17 protein-coding genes are annotated in these 16,839 nt (G+C 71.8%); 3 read left to right on the top strand and 14 right to left on the bottom strand.

Translation table 11 applies throughout. The features are described from left to right. Positions 1 to 2,063: DUF7507 domain-containing protein (locus LG634_RS24500; protein WP_226736322.1), on the top strand; the 2,063-nt coding region annotated here is incomplete at its 5' end. Between the two features lie 139 nt (positions 2,064 to 2,202). Then, complete coding sequence (locus LG634_RS24505) at positions 2,203 to 4,314, top strand: DUF11 domain-containing protein (protein ID WP_226736324.1); 2,112 nt, start codon at positions 2,203 to 2,205, stop codon at positions 4,312 to 4,314. A gap of 122 nt (positions 4,315 to 4,436) precedes the next feature. On the opposite strand, the gene LG634_RS24510 is transcribed toward LG634_RS24505, so the two are convergent. Then, positions 4,437 to 4,868 carry a hypothetical protein gene (locus LG634_RS24510; protein ID WP_226736326.1) on the bottom strand — a complete coding sequence of 144 codons (432 nt, stop codon included), beginning with the start codon at positions 4,866 to 4,868 and terminating at the stop codon, positions 4,437 to 4,439. Positions 4,869 to 4,885: 17 nt separating this feature from the next. Continuing rightward, positions 4,886 to 5,101: a hypothetical protein gene (locus LG634_RS24515; RefSeq protein ID WP_226736328.1), complete on the bottom strand. Its 216-nt coding sequence runs from the start codon at positions 5,099 to 5,101 to the stop codon at positions 4,886 to 4,888. A 229-nt stretch (positions 5,102 to 5,330) separates the two neighbouring features. Here LG634_RS24515 and LG634_RS24520 point away from each other — a divergent pair, with 229 nt between their 5' ends. Next, positions 5,331 to 5,522, top strand: a complete 192-nt coding sequence (locus LG634_RS24520) for a helix-turn-helix transcriptional regulator (protein ID WP_226736507.1) — start codon at positions 5,331 to 5,333, stop codon at positions 5,520 to 5,522. Positions 5,523 to 5,835: 313 nt separating this feature from the next. Here LG634_RS24520 and LG634_RS24525 read toward each other — a convergent pair whose 3' ends face one another. The 12 genes from LG634_RS24525 to LG634_RS24585 all read right to left on the bottom strand — a co-directional run bounded on the left by LG634_RS24525 (position 5,836) and on the right by LG634_RS24585 (position 16,825). After that, a complete protein-coding gene (locus LG634_RS24525) occupies positions 5,836 to 6,324 on the bottom strand; it encodes a glycine-rich domain-containing protein (protein WP_226736330.1) in 489 nt (162 codons plus the stop codon). Between the two features lie 167 nt (positions 6,325 to 6,491). After that, the gene (locus LG634_RS24530; protein ID WP_226736332.1) at positions 6,492 to 6,722 is read right to left on the bottom strand and encodes a hypothetical protein; all 231 of its coding nucleotides are present in this window, start codon (positions 6,720 to 6,722) and stop codon (positions 6,492 to 6,494) included. Between the two features lie 139 nt (positions 6,723 to 6,861). Beyond that, positions 6,862 to 7,092, bottom strand: a complete 231-nt coding sequence (locus LG634_RS24535; protein WP_226736333.1) for a hypothetical protein — start codon at positions 7,090 to 7,092, stop codon at positions 6,862 to 6,864. Positions 7,093 to 7,142: 50 nt separating this feature from the next. Next, a complete protein-coding gene (locus LG634_RS24540; protein WP_226736335.1) occupies positions 7,143 to 8,387 on the bottom strand; it encodes a helix-turn-helix domain-containing protein in 1,245 nt (414 codons plus the stop codon). 144 nt (positions 8,388 to 8,531) lie between these two features. Then, on the bottom strand, positions 8,532 to 10,691 hold the full coding sequence (locus LG634_RS38305; RefSeq protein WP_308072659.1) for a GDSL-type esterase/lipase family protein: 2,160 nt from the start codon (positions 10,689 to 10,691) through the stop codon (positions 8,532 to 8,534). A 12-nt stretch (positions 10,692 to 10,703) separates the two neighbouring features. Further along, entirely contained in the window at positions 10,704 to 11,075 is a 372-nt protein-coding gene (locus tag LG634_RS24555) for a hypothetical protein (RefSeq protein ID WP_226736337.1), read from the bottom strand. Then, the gene (locus LG634_RS24560) at positions 11,065 to 11,499 is read right to left on the bottom strand and encodes a hypothetical protein (RefSeq protein WP_226736339.1); all 435 of its coding nucleotides are present in this window, start codon (positions 11,497 to 11,499) and stop codon (positions 11,065 to 11,067) included. The genes LG634_RS24555 and LG634_RS24560 overlap by 11 nt, the downstream gene beginning before the upstream one ends. After that, complete coding sequence (locus LG634_RS24565) at positions 11,499 to 11,762, bottom strand: hypothetical protein (RefSeq protein ID WP_226736341.1); 264 nt, start codon at positions 11,760 to 11,762, stop codon at positions 11,499 to 11,501. The genes LG634_RS24560 and LG634_RS24565 overlap by 1 nt, the downstream gene beginning before the upstream one ends. Positions 11,763 to 11,782: 20 nt before the next feature. Further along, complete coding sequence (locus LG634_RS24570) at positions 11,783 to 12,730, bottom strand: hypothetical protein (RefSeq protein WP_226736343.1); 948 nt, start codon at positions 12,728 to 12,730, stop codon at positions 11,783 to 11,785. Next, positions 12,730 to 12,888 (bottom strand): hypothetical protein, encoded by a 159-nt coding sequence (locus LG634_RS24575; RefSeq protein WP_226736345.1) that lies wholly within the window; start codon positions 12,886 to 12,888, stop codon positions 12,730 to 12,732. The genes LG634_RS24570 and LG634_RS24575 overlap by 1 nt, the downstream gene beginning before the upstream one ends. 63 nt (positions 12,889 to 12,951) lie before the next feature. After that, complete coding sequence (locus tag LG634_RS24580; protein ID WP_226736347.1) at positions 12,952 to 13,434, bottom strand: hypothetical protein; 483 nt, start codon at positions 13,432 to 13,434, stop codon at positions 12,952 to 12,954. Between the two features lie 16 nt (positions 13,435 to 13,450). Then, positions 13,451 to 16,825, bottom strand: a complete 3,375-nt coding sequence (locus LG634_RS24585; RefSeq protein WP_226736349.1) for a hypothetical protein — start codon at positions 16,823 to 16,825, stop codon at positions 13,451 to 13,453. Positions 16,826 to 16,839 lie beyond the last annotated feature (14 nt).

Raw genomic sequence — 16,839 nt, forward strand, 5'->3', positions numbered from 1 at the left:
CCCTGTGCGCCGCCGCGCTGGCCCTCGCCGCACTGCCGCCGGCCGCCGCCACCGCGCATCCGGGCGGGAGCGGCTCCGCGCCCCGGACCCTGGTCTTCCCCGTGCACGAGCCCTTCGACAGCGCCACGAACTCCGGCACCGCCACCGGCAACGCCTCGTACCCGGACGCCGGCTGGCTCCGGCTCACCTCGACCGCCGGCAGCCAGGCCGGCACCTGGAAGATGAAGGACTCGTTCCCCTCCGCGCTCGGCATCGTCGCCGAGTTCACGTACGCCACTTACGGCGGCACCGCCTTCGAAGGCAAGCGGGGCGACGGACTGTCCTTCTACCTCACCGACGGCTCGGCCGCCGACGGGGTCGGCGCGACCGGCGGCGCCCTCGGCTACGCCTGCTCCATGTCGGGCTCCACGTGCACGGCCCGGTCCGGCGTGCCCGGCGCGTACCTGGGCATCGGGCTGGACGAGTTCGGCAACTTCTCCTCGGCGGGCGTGGGCAACGGCGGACCCGGCGCCCAGCCCAACAGGATCGTCGTCCGGGGCGGCGGCAACGGCTCCACCGGCTACCGGTACGCCACCGCCGTCAGCCCGCCGGGCGGCACCGTGGAGACCGGCAGCCGCGCCAAGAACCGGACCATCCGGGTCTCGCTCCTGCCCAGCGACAAGAAGATGCTGCTGTCCCTGTGGTCGGACAGCGGTCCCGGCACCGACCTGACCAGGCTGCTCACCGACTACGACGTCACCGGGATCACGAGCCAGCCGGCCCTGCCCGCCACGCTGAAGGTGGGGTTCTCCGCCGGCACCGGGGGCGCGACCAACAACCACGAGATCAACGATCTCAAGATCAACATCCCGGTCGACCTGACGATCGGGAAGTCCGTGGACACCGGCACCGTTCCCGCCGGCGGCGGGCCGGTGACGTACACGGTGACGGTCACCAACAGCACCACCAACGACGTGACGGGGGCCGTCGTCCGCGACTCCGTCCCCGGTCTGACCGGTGTGACCTGGACCTGCACGGCGGAGACCGGCAGTGCCTGCGGGAGCGCATCCGGCAGCGGCAGCGTCCTCGACACCACCGCCGACCTCAGACGCGGCGGCAAGGTCACCTACACGCTCACCGGCACCGCACCGGCCCAGCCCGTCACCCTGACGAACACCGCCACGGTGACGGCACCGGCGGACCGCACCGACACCAACACGGCCGACAACACCGCCTCGTCCGGTACCACGACCGTCACGGCCCGCGCCGACGTGGCGGCGCTGAAGCAGAGCCTGGGCGCGGGCCCGATCGCCCCCGGCGAGGAGTTCGACTACCGGATCACCGCCCGCAACCTGGGGCCGTCGGACACCACCGCGGTCACCGTCGCCGACACCCTGCCCGCCGCGCTGACGTTCGTCTCCTCCCCCGACCGCTGCACGGCGGCCGGGCAGGTGCTGTCCTGCCCCGCCCGGGCCGCCCTCGCCGCGGGCCGGGACGTCTCGTGGACGTTCCGGGTCCGGCTGGCCGCCGGCTACCGGGGCGACGGCACCGACCTCGGGAACACCGCCACGGTCCGGCACGCGGTCACCGACCCGCAGGCCGCGAACGACACCAGCGCGGCGGCCGGACCGCCGGGTGGCACCCCCGTCGCACGGGCCGACCTGTCCACGGTGAAGGCGACGACCACCACGGCCGCCGTGGCTCCCGGCGAGACCTTCGCCTACCGGGTCACGGTGAGCAATGCGGGCCCGTCCACGGCCCGCCAGGTCAAGATCACCGATCCGCTGCCGCCCGCACTCTCGTTCGTCGCCCCGGCCGCCGGGTGCGCGGCCGACGGCGCGACGCTGACCTGCGGTCCGCAGGACGAACTCGCCCCCGGGCAGAGCGTGTCGTGGACGTTCACCGTGCGACTGGACCCCGGCTACCGGGGCGACGGCACGACGCTGGCGAACACCGCGACCGCCGCCTCGGCCACCGGCGACCCGGTGCCGGCCAACAACAGCGGCACGGCCGGCCCGCCCGGCGGGACCGTCCGCCCGGCGACGGCCGACGTGGAACTCGCCAAGACGGCGACGGCGGGCTGACGGCTCCCCACCCGCCCGTCCCCCGTCCCCCCGTCCTCCGGCTCCGGCTGCCGCTGCCGCTGCCGCTGCCGCTCCTGCTCCTGCTCCCGACTTCCGTACAGCCCCTGTACGGCCGACTCCCCACGAACGGAAAGATGCGATGACGAGGACACCCGGCCGGCGGCCCGCAGCGTGGGCCCTGGCCGCGCTGCTCTGCGCGGCACCCCTGGGGACCGCCCCGCCCACGGCCGCCGCCACGGCCCCGGCCGGCCCGTCCGCCGCCGGGCACGCGGGCGGCGGCATCGAGGTGACGGCCCGCACCACCCGGGCGCCCGGCGAGATCATCACGTACACCCTCACCGCGAAGAACAACGGCCCGTCCGTGGCGCGCAACGTGCGGGCGCGCGACCGGCTCCCCACCGGCATCACCTTCGTGGGCTCCTCCGACGGCTGCACCGCCACCGCGCAGACCGTCACCTGCGGGCCCGAGCCCGAGCTGGTCGTCGGCCAGAGCAAGACCTGGACCTTCCAGGCCCGCCTCAGCGCCTCGTACGAGGGCGACGGCTCGGACCTCGGCAACAGCGCCACCGGCAGCTCGGACGCGGTCGACCCGCGGCCCGACAACAACAAGCCGGACCCGGTCCTCCCGCCGGGACCGTTCGACCCCGTCTCGGACCTGGCGACGGTCAAGACCGCGCTGGGCACCGGGCCGACGGTGCCGGGCCAGGAGTTCGAGTACGAGGTCCGCACGTCCAACAAGGGTCCGTCGGACGCCCGGAACGTCACCGTGACGGACACCCTGCCGGACGGGCTGACGTTCGTCTCCTCGGCGGACCCCTGCACCGCCTCCGGCCGGAGGGTCACCTGCGGGCCGCTGGCCCGGCTGGTGCCGGGCGGCGAGGTGGTGTGGACGTTCAAGGCCAAGCTGGACCCGGCCTACCGCGGCGACGGCAGCGACCTGCGCAACACCGCGACCTCGGCCTCTGCCTCGAAGGACCCCGAGCCGGCGGACAACACCTCCCGTCCGGTACTGCCGCCCGGCGGTGTCACCGCGCCGCAGGCCGACCTCTGGACCTCGAAGCGCCCGGTGACCGACACGCCCATCGCTCCCGGCCAGACCTTCGAGTACCAGGTCACCGCGACCAACGACGGCCCGTCGCGGGCCCTCAACACCACGGTCACCGACCGGCTGCCCGCGCAGCTGGCCTTCGTGTCCTCCGCCGACGGCTGCACGGCGAGCGGCGCCACGGTGACCTGCGGACCGCTGGCCGTCCTGGACCCGGCGGCGTCGCGGAGCTGGCGGTTCACCGTGCGTCTGGACAGCACGTACACCGGCGACGGCCAGGACGTCCGCAACACGGCGACCACGACCTCCGACACCGCGGACCCGCGGCCGGAGAACAACACGAGCACGGCGGCCGGTCTGCCGGGCAGCAAGGTGAACAAGCCGACCGCCGACCTGGCCGTGACCAAGGAGGCGCTGGGCAGCCGGGCGCCGGTGCCGGGCGAGGTGTTCGACTACCGCATCCGCGTGACCAACAACGGTCCCTCCGCCGACGCGTTCAACGTGAAGCTGACCGACGACCTGCCCGTGGGCCTGATGTACGTCGCGTCCTCGCCGTCCGGCTGCGAGGTCTCCGGACGCCTGGTGTCGTGCCGGCGCGGTACGCCGCTGAAGGTCGGCGAGACGGTCGAGTACCTGCTGACCGTCAAGGTGGACCCGGCGTACAGCGGTGACGGCAGCGACCTCAAGAACACCGCACGCGTGACGGCGGACAACATCGACCCTGCGAGCGAGAACGACTCCAACACCGCGAACGTGCCGGGCGGCGGCGTCGCCGCCCCGGCCGCCGACCTGGCGGTCGCGAAGAAGCCGGTGCAGACGGACCCGGTGGCCCCGGGTGAGACCTTCGACTACGCGATCACCGTGACCAACCACGGCCCGTCGCAGGCGGAGCAGGTCACCGTCACCGACACCCTGCCGACTGCGCTGAGCCACGTCTCCGGCGACGCCGGCTGCACGACGGGCCGCGCCGTCACCTGCGGGTCGCTGCCGCGCCTGGCTCCCGGGGCCTCCTTCACCTGGGTGATCAAGGTGAAGCTGGACCCGGAGTACACGGGCGACGGCTCGGACATCCGCAACACGGCCACCGTGTCCGCGCTGACCCGCGACCCGAAGCCGGAGAACAACACGAGCAGCGCGGCGGGCCCGCCGGGCGGCTCGGTGAAGGACCCGACGGCGGACCTGGAGGTGGGCAAGACCACGCCGTAGCGTTCCGCGCCCCCCCGCCCGGCCGGGTCAGGCGGCGCGGGGCGCCGGACGCCCCCGCGTCCTGCGCCCCGCGCCGGGGGACCCCGCCGCCGGTCTTCTCGGGTACCGGCGGCGGGGAGTCGTCAGCCCACCCGGACGGTGACCGTGCCGCCGGGGGCCACGGACGGGGTGGCGTACGTGTACGCCGTCCCGTCGACCACCTTGGTGCGGACGGGAACCGGGAGGCCGTTCACGCGGATCGAGGACCAGCGTCCGGGGAAGCGGGCCTCCCAGGTCCAGCGGCCGGTGCCGGAGGTGTGGGTGAGGGTCGAGCTGCGGGCTCCGTCGTGGCGCAGGGCGAACGCGGAGCTGCCGATCCGCAGGTCGTCGATCTTCAGCCAGTCCATTCCGGCGGGCAGCCGGGACTGACTGGACAGACGGCGGGCGGGTGCGTCGGGGGTGACGCCGAGGAGACCCTCGACGGTCTGCCCGAGGAGGGTGAAGGAGACCTCCGGGTAGTCGCCGTTGGTGCCCTGGGCGGTGTTGACGTGGCGGACGTCCTTCTGGTCCGACAAAGTTTGAAACCACACATCTAAACGTCGAGGTCATCCAGAAGGAGGACGGACTCGTCGAGGCTTGCACGCAGGGTCTCGATCAGGGTGATCAGCTCCGCCTCGTCGAGCGCGGCAAGGTTTATCACTCGGGATGCCGCGAGGGTGCGGCGGACCACGGCGAGGCGGCTGCGTTGGGCGTCGGACAGGGCAGCGTGCTGGCGGGGCAGGCCTGCGGGGTCCGGCTTTTCGTGCACTGTGCATCACCCTGAGTCGTCGGTCGGAGCGCGCTGTAGCCGCTGTCAGCACCCTGACAAGTTCAAGCCACTGACGCAATACGTTTCGGTCACTTGATTGGCCGGTGCACTGAAATTGCTTTGATGTACCTGGGCAGGTACAGACAAAACGGCATGATCACCCGAGCGTGGTCGGGTGCACACCGACCCCCCGCCCACGCCCGCGTGGGTCCACGCCCGCAGGGTGGCCGTGGGGGACAACCTGCGCGACGCGCGAACCACAGCGAACATGTCGCAGGAACACCTGGCCGAGCTGGCCGGCATCGACCGGAAAACGGTCTCACGCATCGAGGGCGCCACCAGCGACGCCCGCCTCTCCGTCTGGCTCCGCCTCGCCGACGCCCTCGGCGTGCCCCTCGCGTACCTCGTCAGAGACGAGTGAGCCCCGACCGGTGAAGCCAGCTCCGGCCGGGGCGGTCGCTCGTGCAGCGTCAGCCGCTGCACTCCTCGCAGTGCAAGTTCCGGTGCGCGCGGGTGGCCACGTCGACCAAGACGAGCACGCCCCGACCATGAGGGCATGTCCGGCGCGGCCGACGACCGGGACGCCGCTCCACCAGGTACTCGTTCCAGTTGGCTACGAGGCCGCTGTACCGAGGGTCAGTCCACCGGCCGGGCTCAGAGTTGTTCAAGGCGGCTCCTTCCCGAGGGTGCGACTGTAGTGGAACGGGCATGGTCATTTCGCCCAGACGTCAGCCCTACTGCGGCGCGGTGCAGGCCCCGCCGCCGTTGTCGTCGTTGCATTCGCTGTGCATGCAGTCGGCGGACACGAGCACGGCCTGCTGGGCGTCGCGGGTCCACAGGTACGTGTCGGGCTCGAATCCGGCGGCGCGGATCGCGGCGAGGACACGGTCCACGGTGTCCTCGTTGTGCACCTTGGTGGCCGGGGGCTCGGGCACGTGGTGCACGAACTGCCCGAGGTTCGCGCACAGCCGCTCGTACACGACGGTGTGAAGGATCAGCGCGTGCCAGCCCTCGTCGACAACCCGGGACGGCCGCAGGGGGCCATCCCAGCCGCGGGCAGCGGCGGCCACGAACTTGAGGGCCTCCTCGACGATCCGCTCGGCCATGACCAGGCCGACATCGGGGTTGGCGATGGACACGGTGGCGGTCACGCCCTGGAACGCGGCGGGCGTGAGCAGGCTGCGGGCGTCCCTGGTGGCGGGCGCGAGGGTGGTGGTAGTCATGGGGTGGTGCCTCTCCTTCGTTGTGGTGGAGGTGCAGGGCTCCGCCCGGCCGCGGTCCTGGCAGGGATGCGTGCGGCCGGGTGGGGTCTATCGGGCGACGCCGGCAACGAGCGCGGCGAGGATCGCGGCGATGCAGAGCCAGTACAGGACTTCCTTCTGCGGCCCGCTCACTGCCGGACCTCCCGGCCGCCGTACCTGCGGGCGGGCGGCTCCGAGAGGCCGAACTGGCTGAACAGGCCGTCCTGCCGGTAGGGCTCGGACCAGTGGCACGAGCAGTCACAGCGGCGCGCGGGGAGCGCCACGTCGCCGTAGCAGGTGCGGACCTCGTCGGGCTTGCACAGCTCGTGCTCGGCCAGCGTGCAGGGCGGGAGGAGTACCTCGTCGGTGGTCGACTTCACCGGCCCTCGCCGTCCCGGCAGGCACGCCGGTCGGCGTGCGCCCAGCTGCTCGGGCGGGCGCCGCTCATAGACTCCTGCGTCGTCTCGCGGGCCGGGCCGAGGATCGGACGGTCACAGCGACAGCAGATCCGGCCGCGGCTCACCGGGAGTCCGAGGTGACAAGCAGGCTCTCGGCGTGAGCCGACCAGTCCGGGCCGCCGCCCTCCGGCCGCAAGTGGAAGACCTGGGTGCCGCTGTCCTCGGGGAGAGACACGATCACACCGGTTCGCCCGGTGCTGGTGTCGGTTGCGAGGTCGCCGCGCTGCGGCCTTCGGGTGCCCGACGGGTCGGAGGGAGGGGCGGACGGACCGCTCTTGGGGAGATCAGCCATGCCGTGACCGTAGGATCGCGGCATCTGCTCAACATGATTCTGCGGAATACCTACAGGTCATTGAGGGAAAATCGGCTGCTCATGCCGCGAAGCTTCTGACGAGTCAACTCGCGTTCCGAGTAGATGATCTGACGAAGCGTCGAACGCGCGATCGGGTGATTCCGGACCAGCTGCGGAGCGAGGGCTTCGGCCGTCTCCAGCTCGGTCAACGCCTTACTCCGGTTCCCGTCCCACAACCACGCTCGGGCAAGATCCATGTGCAGATGCCCCTGCCGCGACTTCGGCAGAGCCGTGATGCGGTTCGGATCGGCACCGCGGGCAAGTCGCAGCGCTTCACGCTGGTTGTTCATCTCCAGGTTCACGCTGATCTGGTGGATCTGCACGTTGCCAGTGGAGAACGTCACCGAGTGCCGATCGAACGGCTCGGGGCCCTCGCCCGCATCCATGCGCTGCGCAGCCTCGGCCGCGTACCCGATGCGGGTGTGCGCCTCGTCGCGGCGGCCGGCGCGGGCCGCCGACACCGCCGAGCGCAGTTGAATGGCCCCCCAGACACGCAGCGCGAGCGGGTCACCGCTGTCGTACAGCTCCTGAATGCCGGCGAGCGCCTTGTCCGCGAGGGCGAGGGCGTCCTCGTAGTCCGCCGTGGCCCACATGTCCCACACGCGCATCCAGTCCGCTACGGCCGGCAGGAGCGGGTCCCCGGAACGCTGAGCGGCCCACACGGCCCGCTCGCAGGAGAGCGCGACCAGCTCGGCCTGGCCGAGGGCGTGCGCTGCGGTGTGGGTGAACTTGCAGGCGACGGCGTACACCCCGAAGGCCTCCTCCTGCTCCTGGCCGGCGGAGTTCTCGGCAAGGGCGCGGGACTCGCGCAGCACATCGGGGATCTCGCGGAGGATCGCAGTGTTGGCGGCGGCGTCACGCAGGCGGTGCAGGCGCTGCATGTCCCGCCACAGGTCGGCGGAGGGACGGGGAGCGCCGTCGAACACCGGCGTGAGGTCGTAGCGCCGCAGTTCCCGCATGATCGAGGCCGCGGCGGCGTGCCAACCACGGTCGGCCTCCGGTGGAACGCCAGTGTACGGACGTGGGACCAGGTCGTTTGGATGGCAGTGGAGGGCAGACGCCAGCGCACTGATCAGCGTGGCTCGGTCCAGCTCGATGCGGCCCTTTTCCACCCGCGAGACCCACGCCTGCGTCTTGCCGACCGCGGCGGCCAGATCGGCCTGCGTCAGGCCAACGTCGAGGCGGCGCCGACGTACGCGCCGGCCGATGGCCTCCTGCTCTTCAACCTCGGGCATCACGAACTCCGTCTCCTGTGCTCTGCTCTGGACGGTACTCGTAAGCTGCTGTGGCGGTAGACCCTTCTCACTGGTCGGTCCCGGACGCGACGAAGCGCCCCCTCCCGGCCCGAAGGCACGGAAGGGGGCGGGTGGGGCGGCGGCTCAGTGGGGCATCAGCTCACGGATCGCGGCCGTGATCCTGCGCGCAAGGTACACGTGCCCCGCGTCGGTCGGATGGACGGCGTCACCTCCCACGTACGCGGCCACGGCCGCGGTGATGAACGGGCCGTGCGTCGCCACCAGGGCGCCGGTCCCGTCGTAGCACGAGCCGGTCAGCGGGCTGATGAACGGAATCCCCGCGGCGGCCGCCGCCGTCCTCAAGGTGGCGTCCGTGTTCGTCTGCCCCGCAGCCGGCGTCCCGGTCGGCGACCAGCAGCCGATCACGAACATCTCGCAGGACGGGAGCCCCGCCTTCAGCGCCGCGTACAGGCTCGCCGCGGCCGTCGCGATCTGCCCCTGGTCGCCCGCGCTGTCGTTGTAGCCGCCCCAGATGATTAGCCGGGTCGGCGCCCACGGGATCACGTCGATCGGCGCCCGCGTACCGAACGTGGCGGTGCTGCCCGCGGTGATGTACCCGGTGCTGCCCAGGGCCTGGTTCCACGCGTCCGTGCAGCCCAGGTACCGGGCCGTCCGGGCGAACCAGGTACCGGCGCCGCCTGCCGTGTTCATGCTGGAGCCGCCGGGGAGGCTGTCGCCGAGGACCATCAGCCGGCCGCCCTGCGGCGGAACCCGCCACAGGGTCGCGGTCGGCGGCAGGTAGATCCCGCCGAAGGGGACGACGGCGAAATCCATCCTGATGAGGCGCGGCGCCGCCGAGCCGAGGTTCACCGTCATGAAGTGGGTGTTGCCCGGCGTGCTGCCGCCGACGGGCTGCATCAGGTCGGTGACGCGCCGGCCGTCGATGCTCAGCCGGTAGTGCCCTGCGCTCTGGAAGTTGAAGCGGAGCTGGAACTCGGGCGCGTCGGTGCCGAATTCGAGCGACCAGATCGACTGCGAGCTGCTGAACGATCCGCGCGTGTTCGGGTAGCGGCTGGTCGGCAGGATGTACGTGTTGTCGGGGCTGCCGGAGCCGATTTGGAAGCCGCCGGCGCCGAGGAGCGAGAAGTTCCCGGTGACGTCGCTGCCGCTCAGTGCCACCCCGGGCGGGGCGAACTTGAGGTAGGTCGGTGTCGGCGTGCTGGTCTGCGCGACCCCGATGGTCGGCGCCGCGCCGGCGTACAGGGTGTCCACGGGCACCGGATCCGGCAGGTGCCGGCGGAGCCATGCACCGGTGGCCCCGGGCGCGGTGCCGTCCGAGATGATGCCGGTCAGATTCAGTGCGGTCAGCAGCGACGTCAGCGCCGTTCCGTCCGCCCGCGATCCGCTGACCGTCTGCCGGGTGACCGGTGTGGCCCCATACAGGCCGACGGTGTTGGCCGTGCCGTTCAGGACGTGCCGGACCGTGCTGGCCGCGCCCTCGACCCGCAGCTCGTCGTCGATGATCCGTGCGAGACCGTTGGAGTTGAGGCCGGAGAGGAACGCGGTCCCACCCTCGATGGCGGACACGCGGGTCAGGAGGTCGCCGAGGTAGTTGTCGAGGGCCTGCCCGGACGCCACCGGGTACGAAGCTGCCTGCGCCGCATCGGCCTTGGCCTGCGCGCCCGCCGGGGTCTCCGCGCCGATCGACGCAGGCGAGACCGGGTCCGAGCCGCCCGAGGCGTGCGTGTCCGCGTGCGGGGTCGGTGTCCGGGCGTTCGTGGTCGTCGGGTCCGTCGAGCGGAGCGCAATGGTCGCGCCCGCGCCGGCCGCGCCGAGGGGCGGCTGCGGGCCCTGCGGCCCTGTCTCGCCCTGCGGTCCTGTCGGGCCGGTTGCGCCTGTTGCTCCGGTGGGTCCCTGGGGGCCGGTTGCCCCGGTGGGCCCGGCCGCGCCGCGCACGTAGCCGGGCAGGCCCGGGTCGGCGACGACCAGGTCGAGGATGTCGAGGTCCCCCGCCCCGGACGGCACCTCGAACGTGCGGCGCCGAACCGGCACCCCGCCGACCGACTCGACCAGCCGGTAGTACCGGCCCGTGGCAGGCTCGATGCCCGGCTCGTCGGTCGGGATCAGAGCGATCGACCACACCCCGCCGGTGACGGTCACCGGGTGGTCCGGGGCGGCCAGCAGCCGGTTGCCGGCCTCGTCCGTCCACCGGCGGGGCATCGCGGACAGGGTGACGGTCACGTCGGCCGCGGCCGCGTCGGTGAACAGGTCGTGGACGGTCCCGGTGACCGTACGTCGGGCCACGATGGGCTCCCTTCAGTCGATCGAGTACGGCCGCAGCTCGGCCGGGACGGTCTCAGGCTCCAGCCCCGCCTGCCGGAGCCGCTGATTCGCGCGCTTGACGATGCCGAGGGCCTGCCGGAGCATCCGCAGGAGGGACGACTCGCGGGCCGCGGCCTGCTGGACTTCCGACTTGAGCAGGCCGACCTCGTCCTCCAGCGCGAGGACCCGGCGGTTGAACTCCGTCCAGATCTCCGGGGACACCGCCAGCTGCCCGGGCTGCTCCGGAGCATCCGCCTCTGCGGCGGCCGAACCCCGGCCCGGCACGGTGATTCGGGCCACCAGCACCGAGCCGATCACACCCACCACGGCGATGATCACGCCGAGCACAGAGTCCTCACCGCCCATGGGGCACCCCTCTTTCGCACGTGCAGCGGCGCGCACCACCCCCTGTGAGCCTGCCAATGATCCAGACCAGGACCACGACCACGCCCAGCACGGGCACAGACGCCCAGGCGGGCTCGTAGGCACCCGTGACGGCGGCCGCGACGTACGCCAGCCCCCAGATCAACGGCGGGCCCACCGCCGCGGCGAACCCGGGCGCGTCCCGGCCGGGCCGGAGCAGCGCGGTGACGAGGCAGATCGCCCCGCAGGCGATCCACACGGCGCCCCACGCCTCCAGGCACATGACCCGCAGGATCGGGGACGCCGCCGCGGTGAGGCCGGGCCGGTCGGTCACGAGCAGGCCGATGCCGTACGTCACCCACCCGGCGCCGGCCACCGCCAGAGCCAGCCCCCGCCACTGGAGGTGCCGCCACAGGGCGGCCAGCATCACACCCCTCGGACGGTCGAGGCGCTATTCGGGTCGCCGACGAGCCGCGCGAACAGCCCCTTGAGGAGGGTGCCGCCAGCGACGATCGCGGCCACGCCAGCGGACTCCCAGAAGCTTGTCTTCAGCATGTCGGCCGGTCCGGACGCGATGAGGACGCCGCCGAGGGCGGTTGCGCCGGTCCACAGGACTCGCTCGGTGAGGTCCTTCGCGTACGTTGCGCCGGTCTTCAGGATGACGTCGGTGGAGGGGAATCGGTCGGTCATAGGGTTTCTCCTTCGGTGAGTTACTGCACCATGCGCGCAGCGATGAGGTCGGCCGCCGCGGTAGCGAGGGGGCCGGACAGCTTCCGGGCGAGCTGCTCGATCTGCTCGTCCGTAAGGCCGTGAGTCTGGAGCTGCTCCACCCGCGCCGAGAGCGCGCCAAGCTTCGTGTTCAGGGCCGCGACGGATCCGGCGGTGTCCCGTAGGTACGCGTACGCGTCGCGCGGGTCGGTCTTGCCGTCGGGCAGCTTGCCCTTGTAGCTGTGCACGGACAGCGCGATCTTCGCCAGCTCGGCCTGAGTCAGAGCCATGTCGGGGTCCTCCGTTGCGGTGCCGGTCGCGTGGGCGAGGACCCGCGCGAAATCAAGGTCACCCGGGTCGCCATGCGCGTTCTCCGGGACATGTTGGTGGCCCAGCCACCCGTAGTAGGCGCTCCATTCGGCGCCCGTGAGGCGGACGCCGTTCGCGCCGTATGAACCGCCTGTCTGGCCCTTCTTGTAGGCCTTCCACGTCACGGTGGACTGCATCTTGATGCCGTGCTGGTCGTGCGCCCACCGGACGATCCGGCCCAGCTCGGCGAGCGCCCAGTCCGGGGCGTCCGGCCAGAACAGGTAGTCCACGCCCGCACGGGCGCCGTCCCACGTCTCCGCGTTCCGCTCATCGCAGGTGCCGACCAGCTCGAACTGCACGGCGTTCGCCGTGTTGGTCTCGACACCGCCAGCGAGGTTCACCAGAGCGCGGCTGGAGACGTCGAAGTCGAAGTGCTGGAACACCCGCAGCTTCAGGGCCTGGATGTCCGGCAGCAGCGTGAAGGTGGGGGCGTCCCGGCCGCCCCGGTAGCCCGGCACGGTGCGGCCTTCGGTGGTGTGGACGACGCCGACGTTCGACTCCATCGCAGTGCCCGGCCAGTCGTCCTGGAACCAGAGGCTGAGGTCGGCGCCGGGGTACTTCTGCGGTCCGGTCTTGGCCATCAGTGACCCGCCCAGTGCCAGGTGCCGCCCCGGAGCTCGACAGCCTTCGTGACGATCGCGGTTCGGCACGCGTACGCCTGCCTGCCGTTCTCGCGGGCTGGGGTCCCGTGGCTGACGTAGGGGACGATGTCGCCGACGCGCGGCGGTGGATGCTGCATGAGGGCCTCCAGGCACAGAAAAACCCCGGGCCAGAGCGGCCGCGGGGACGAAGGGCAGAACGATCAGACGTACTCGTACACGCAGTACAGGTTCATCGAGTCGCCGGTTCCCCAGGCGAAAGGCCGCGTGGCGTTCCACTCGGTGGGCGTCGCGCCCGTCGATGTCGTCGGTGAGATCGGCATGATCACCGTGCCCGCCTGGAAAATCCTGCTGACGCCCGGGTAGTAGTTGGCGCCGGAGTCCAAGCCGATCGCGCTCCCCGCGTACATCGCCGTATCGATGGCCCGCGACGCGGCGTTGACGGGCAGCGAGAACGCATGCTGACCGCCACCCCACGTCGTGGTCGAGCCCCCTTTCAGGGACACCCAGACGTGGCACAGGCCGCCCTGCATCGCGTACCGGCCCTCCAGCGACCCGTTGCCGAGGCTCGGGGCCGCACCAGACGTCGACGTCCACACCACGTTGTACGACGTCGGGATGCTGGAGATCAGATCGAGACGCTGCGTCGTCAGCCGCTGCCCGGCCAGCCAGCCAGTGAAGGCCATGAGCTACCTCCTACTCCTACAGAGCGGTGATGGTCGGCGTAGCGAGCCGCACGTCGGTCCCGGCCGACTGGGTCTTGACGATCCCGTTCACGGCCCGCGTCACCGTGATGCGCTGCGGTGTCGGCACGATCACGTCGTCGAACCTGAACTCGACGCCCGTGTTGGTGTTGCCGGACAGGGCCACCGCGCCCACCCCGACCGCCCCCGATTCGATCGTCGAGCTGGTGATCGTGCGGTCGATCTGCCAGGCCGCCGGCTCCGCGCCAGTGATCGGCCAGGCCTTCGCGAGGACCCGGTGCCCGATCAGCCGGGCCCGGATACGGAACTGGTCGCCGGCCGAGTACGTGAAGCCCAGCGACACGTTCGCGTCGATCTGCGTTGAGCCTCGGCAGACGGCCAGGTTCGTATTCCCGCCCGTCGTGAAATGGAGACGAACGCGGTAGTGATCAGTCGTGTTCAGGTAGCGGAGCAGCACACACGGCGTCTGCGAGCCGCCGGTCGAGGTCTGCGACACGGCCACCGTCGCCAGGATCTCCGCGTCTCGGCACTCCTCGGCCACGGTCTGCGCCCGCAGCGTGGTCTGCGACGAGGAGATCGTCACCACGCCCCGCCCAGACGCCACCGACCGCTCCGAGTTCGAACCGCCGGCCAGCACCCACGAGTGCCCGTCCGTCGCCGTCCCCCACGAGCCGGCCGCCACCGTCCGCGTGTAGGTGTCGAGGAGCAGCTCGGCGGCCGCCGACGCGGTCACCACCTCACCACCCACTCGCAGGTCGAGCGGGTAGTCCGCCGGGTCCTGCGCCCCTTCCCCGTGCCGTGCCGTCTCCTCCTGCACCGTCGCCACGATCAGCGTCGTGTCCGACGAGGTCGCGTCCCGGCCGAGCACGGACCCGTCGGTGTCCACCCGGCCCAGCTCGGCATCGTCCACCACCCCGACCGTCCACAGCGACCCGGGCGTGCAGTTCAGGGTGATCACCCACGTGTGGGGCGTCGGCCACGACTCCTCGTAGCCCTCGACGATCAGGTCCACGTCGTCCGGCGACAGCCACGGCGGCAGGTTCGTGAGCCGGATCAGATCGCCGATCTCCAGCGCGAGCACGTCATCGATCAGGTCGACTGCTTTGTGCAGCAGGATCCTGACCTTGGGGAAGTGCGGCTGCTCCGGAGTGCCCAGGTGCACCAGCCACCCGGCGATCGGGCCCGTCGTGGAGTCGTCGTACAGCGACAGCTCCGTCTCCTGCGGCCGCGGGCCGGCACCGGCCGGCGGCGGCGCCGTCGACAGCGGCCCGTCGCCCCGTGTTGCCCGCGCGCTGGAGCCGTTCCTACGCTTCACGGTCATGTCGTTGACGACGTCCGCCAGCCGCTCCGCCAGCTCCAGCGGCGGCGCGATGTGCCCACCCGACGCGTAGTCCAGCACCAGCCGCGGCGTCTGGTTGTAGAGCGTCGCGCGGTCCCGGTAGAAGAGGCCGAGACGGTCTGCCCGCTCGTACAGGATCCCGCCGTCGGCCTCCGCGCACTCCTCCAGCAGGGACACGATCGTCGCGATCGGCTGCGGCCCCAGCCGCATGGATCCCGTCGTGTAGTCCCCGTCGTCGGTGGTGATGTCGAGGGTCGCGGCCTCCTCCAGGCTGAGGCGCCCGATCCTGGTGATGGCGGTCTCGCCGTTGTACGCGTCGTCCGCCCCATCGAAGATCAGATTTCCGGGTGCGGCGCCCGGGTGTGGCGTGCCGGTCGCGGCGAAAGCGGCGAGGTGCCCGATACGGATCCCCTCCAGCGCGGTGCCCCACGTGCCGGTGATGCCGTTCGCGTTGCCGGGCAGGCCGGTGTAGGCGGTGACGACGTACGAGTAGCCGCCGGTCCCGTTGATGTCGCGCCACATGCCGACGACCTGGGTGTCGCCGCCGGACGGCGCGGTGAAGATCGCCAATCGGTTCCATCGGTTGAAGAACTGGCTGGTGGCCGCAGCATTGTTGAAGGTGGCGTCGACGATGACCGCGTCGGAGGCGTCGCGCAGCTCCATCTTCAGGCCGCCGGTACTGACGTACAGGATCGCCGCGGCCATCCCGCCCGGGCCGGTCCCGCTCACGTTGACCCGCAGCACCTGGGTGAACCCGGCGGGCGGGGACTGGTCGATGCGGTAGACGCACTCGACCTGCCAGCCGGTGGCGGTCGTCGCCGGCACCGAGGCCGTCAGCGTCGCCGACGCACCGGCAGCGGGCAGTGCCGCCGAGCCCGGCATCGAATCGTCGGCCCCGAACGTAAAGCCGGTGACCCTCGCGGACGCGACGCCGGGCAGAGGTGAGGCCACCCGGTTCGCCGCCGGGGCGTCCTCCATCGGCCAGTACGCCAGCGGAGACCCAGACGGGATCCGCCTGCGCAGCGCCGATTTCAGGGGCACGGAGCCCTGGGTGAGCCGGTCGAGGATGCCCGCGCCGTGCACGGGCGTTCGGATGAACTGTCCGGCCGTGTCCCACCGCGGCGGCCCCAGGTTGGTCGCCTCCACGTGTGCCCGGTACTGACGGTTGGTGATCTCCGCGTCCGACGTCGTCGTCCACGGCCGGCCCGCAGAATCGGTCCACATCGTCGTGCCCGGCGTCAGGCCGCGGAGGTCCGGCGCGGCAACGATCGTCCCGCCGATGCCGGAGCGGACCTCGGCCCGGTGGATCCGGCCCCGCGTCGGGTTGAAACCGGACGGCAGCGGCGGCACTTTGAGGTCTGAGGTGCTGGAGAACAGGGTGATCACGCCGAGAGACGTGTCGCTGGCCGACCCGATCAGGGTCCACGGGCCGTCGAGGGATTCCGCCCAGTACAGGGCGGCGGTGAACCCGCCGGCGCCGTTGTTGACGTCCAGGGTGCCGCGCAGCGCCGCCCGGCGCGGCAGCGTGGCGGGCAGCGACAGCGTGTAGAAGAGGCTGTTGCCGCCCGTCGTGCTGAACCGGAGGCTCACGGTGCCCTGACTCACCGACAGCGCGTACGACCGCTGCGCCGTGGCCGACTCCCACTTGCCGATCAGGGCCTGGTTGACGACGGCCGACCACACGATCGACGCCTCGCACCGGATGTCGATATCGCCGGTGATGTCCAGCGACGCGTGATCCGGCGTCGACGCGTACGCCGTCGCCGTGCCCGGCAGGCTGAGGTACGACTCGGCGCCCGGCCGGGACACCCGCAACGGAGTGCCCCGACCGAACCGCCCGTACAGGTCCGACAACGGATTCCTGGTGGCGTACCGGTCGCCCTTCAGCGACAGCCGCACGGACGTCGGATCCGACCGGGTGCCGCGCGCAGACCGGCCCCGCTCGATCGTGATCGGCTCCTCCGTGATGAGGTCCGCGGACAGCGACGTCCACACCCCGTCGATCTGCGCCTCGACCTCCGGCCGGTAGCTCACCGCACCCCTCCTCC

Source organism: Streptomyces bambusae (assembly GCF_020532645.1).
GTDB lineage: Bacteria > Actinomycetota > Actinomycetes > Streptomycetales > Streptomycetaceae > Streptomyces > Streptomyces bambusae.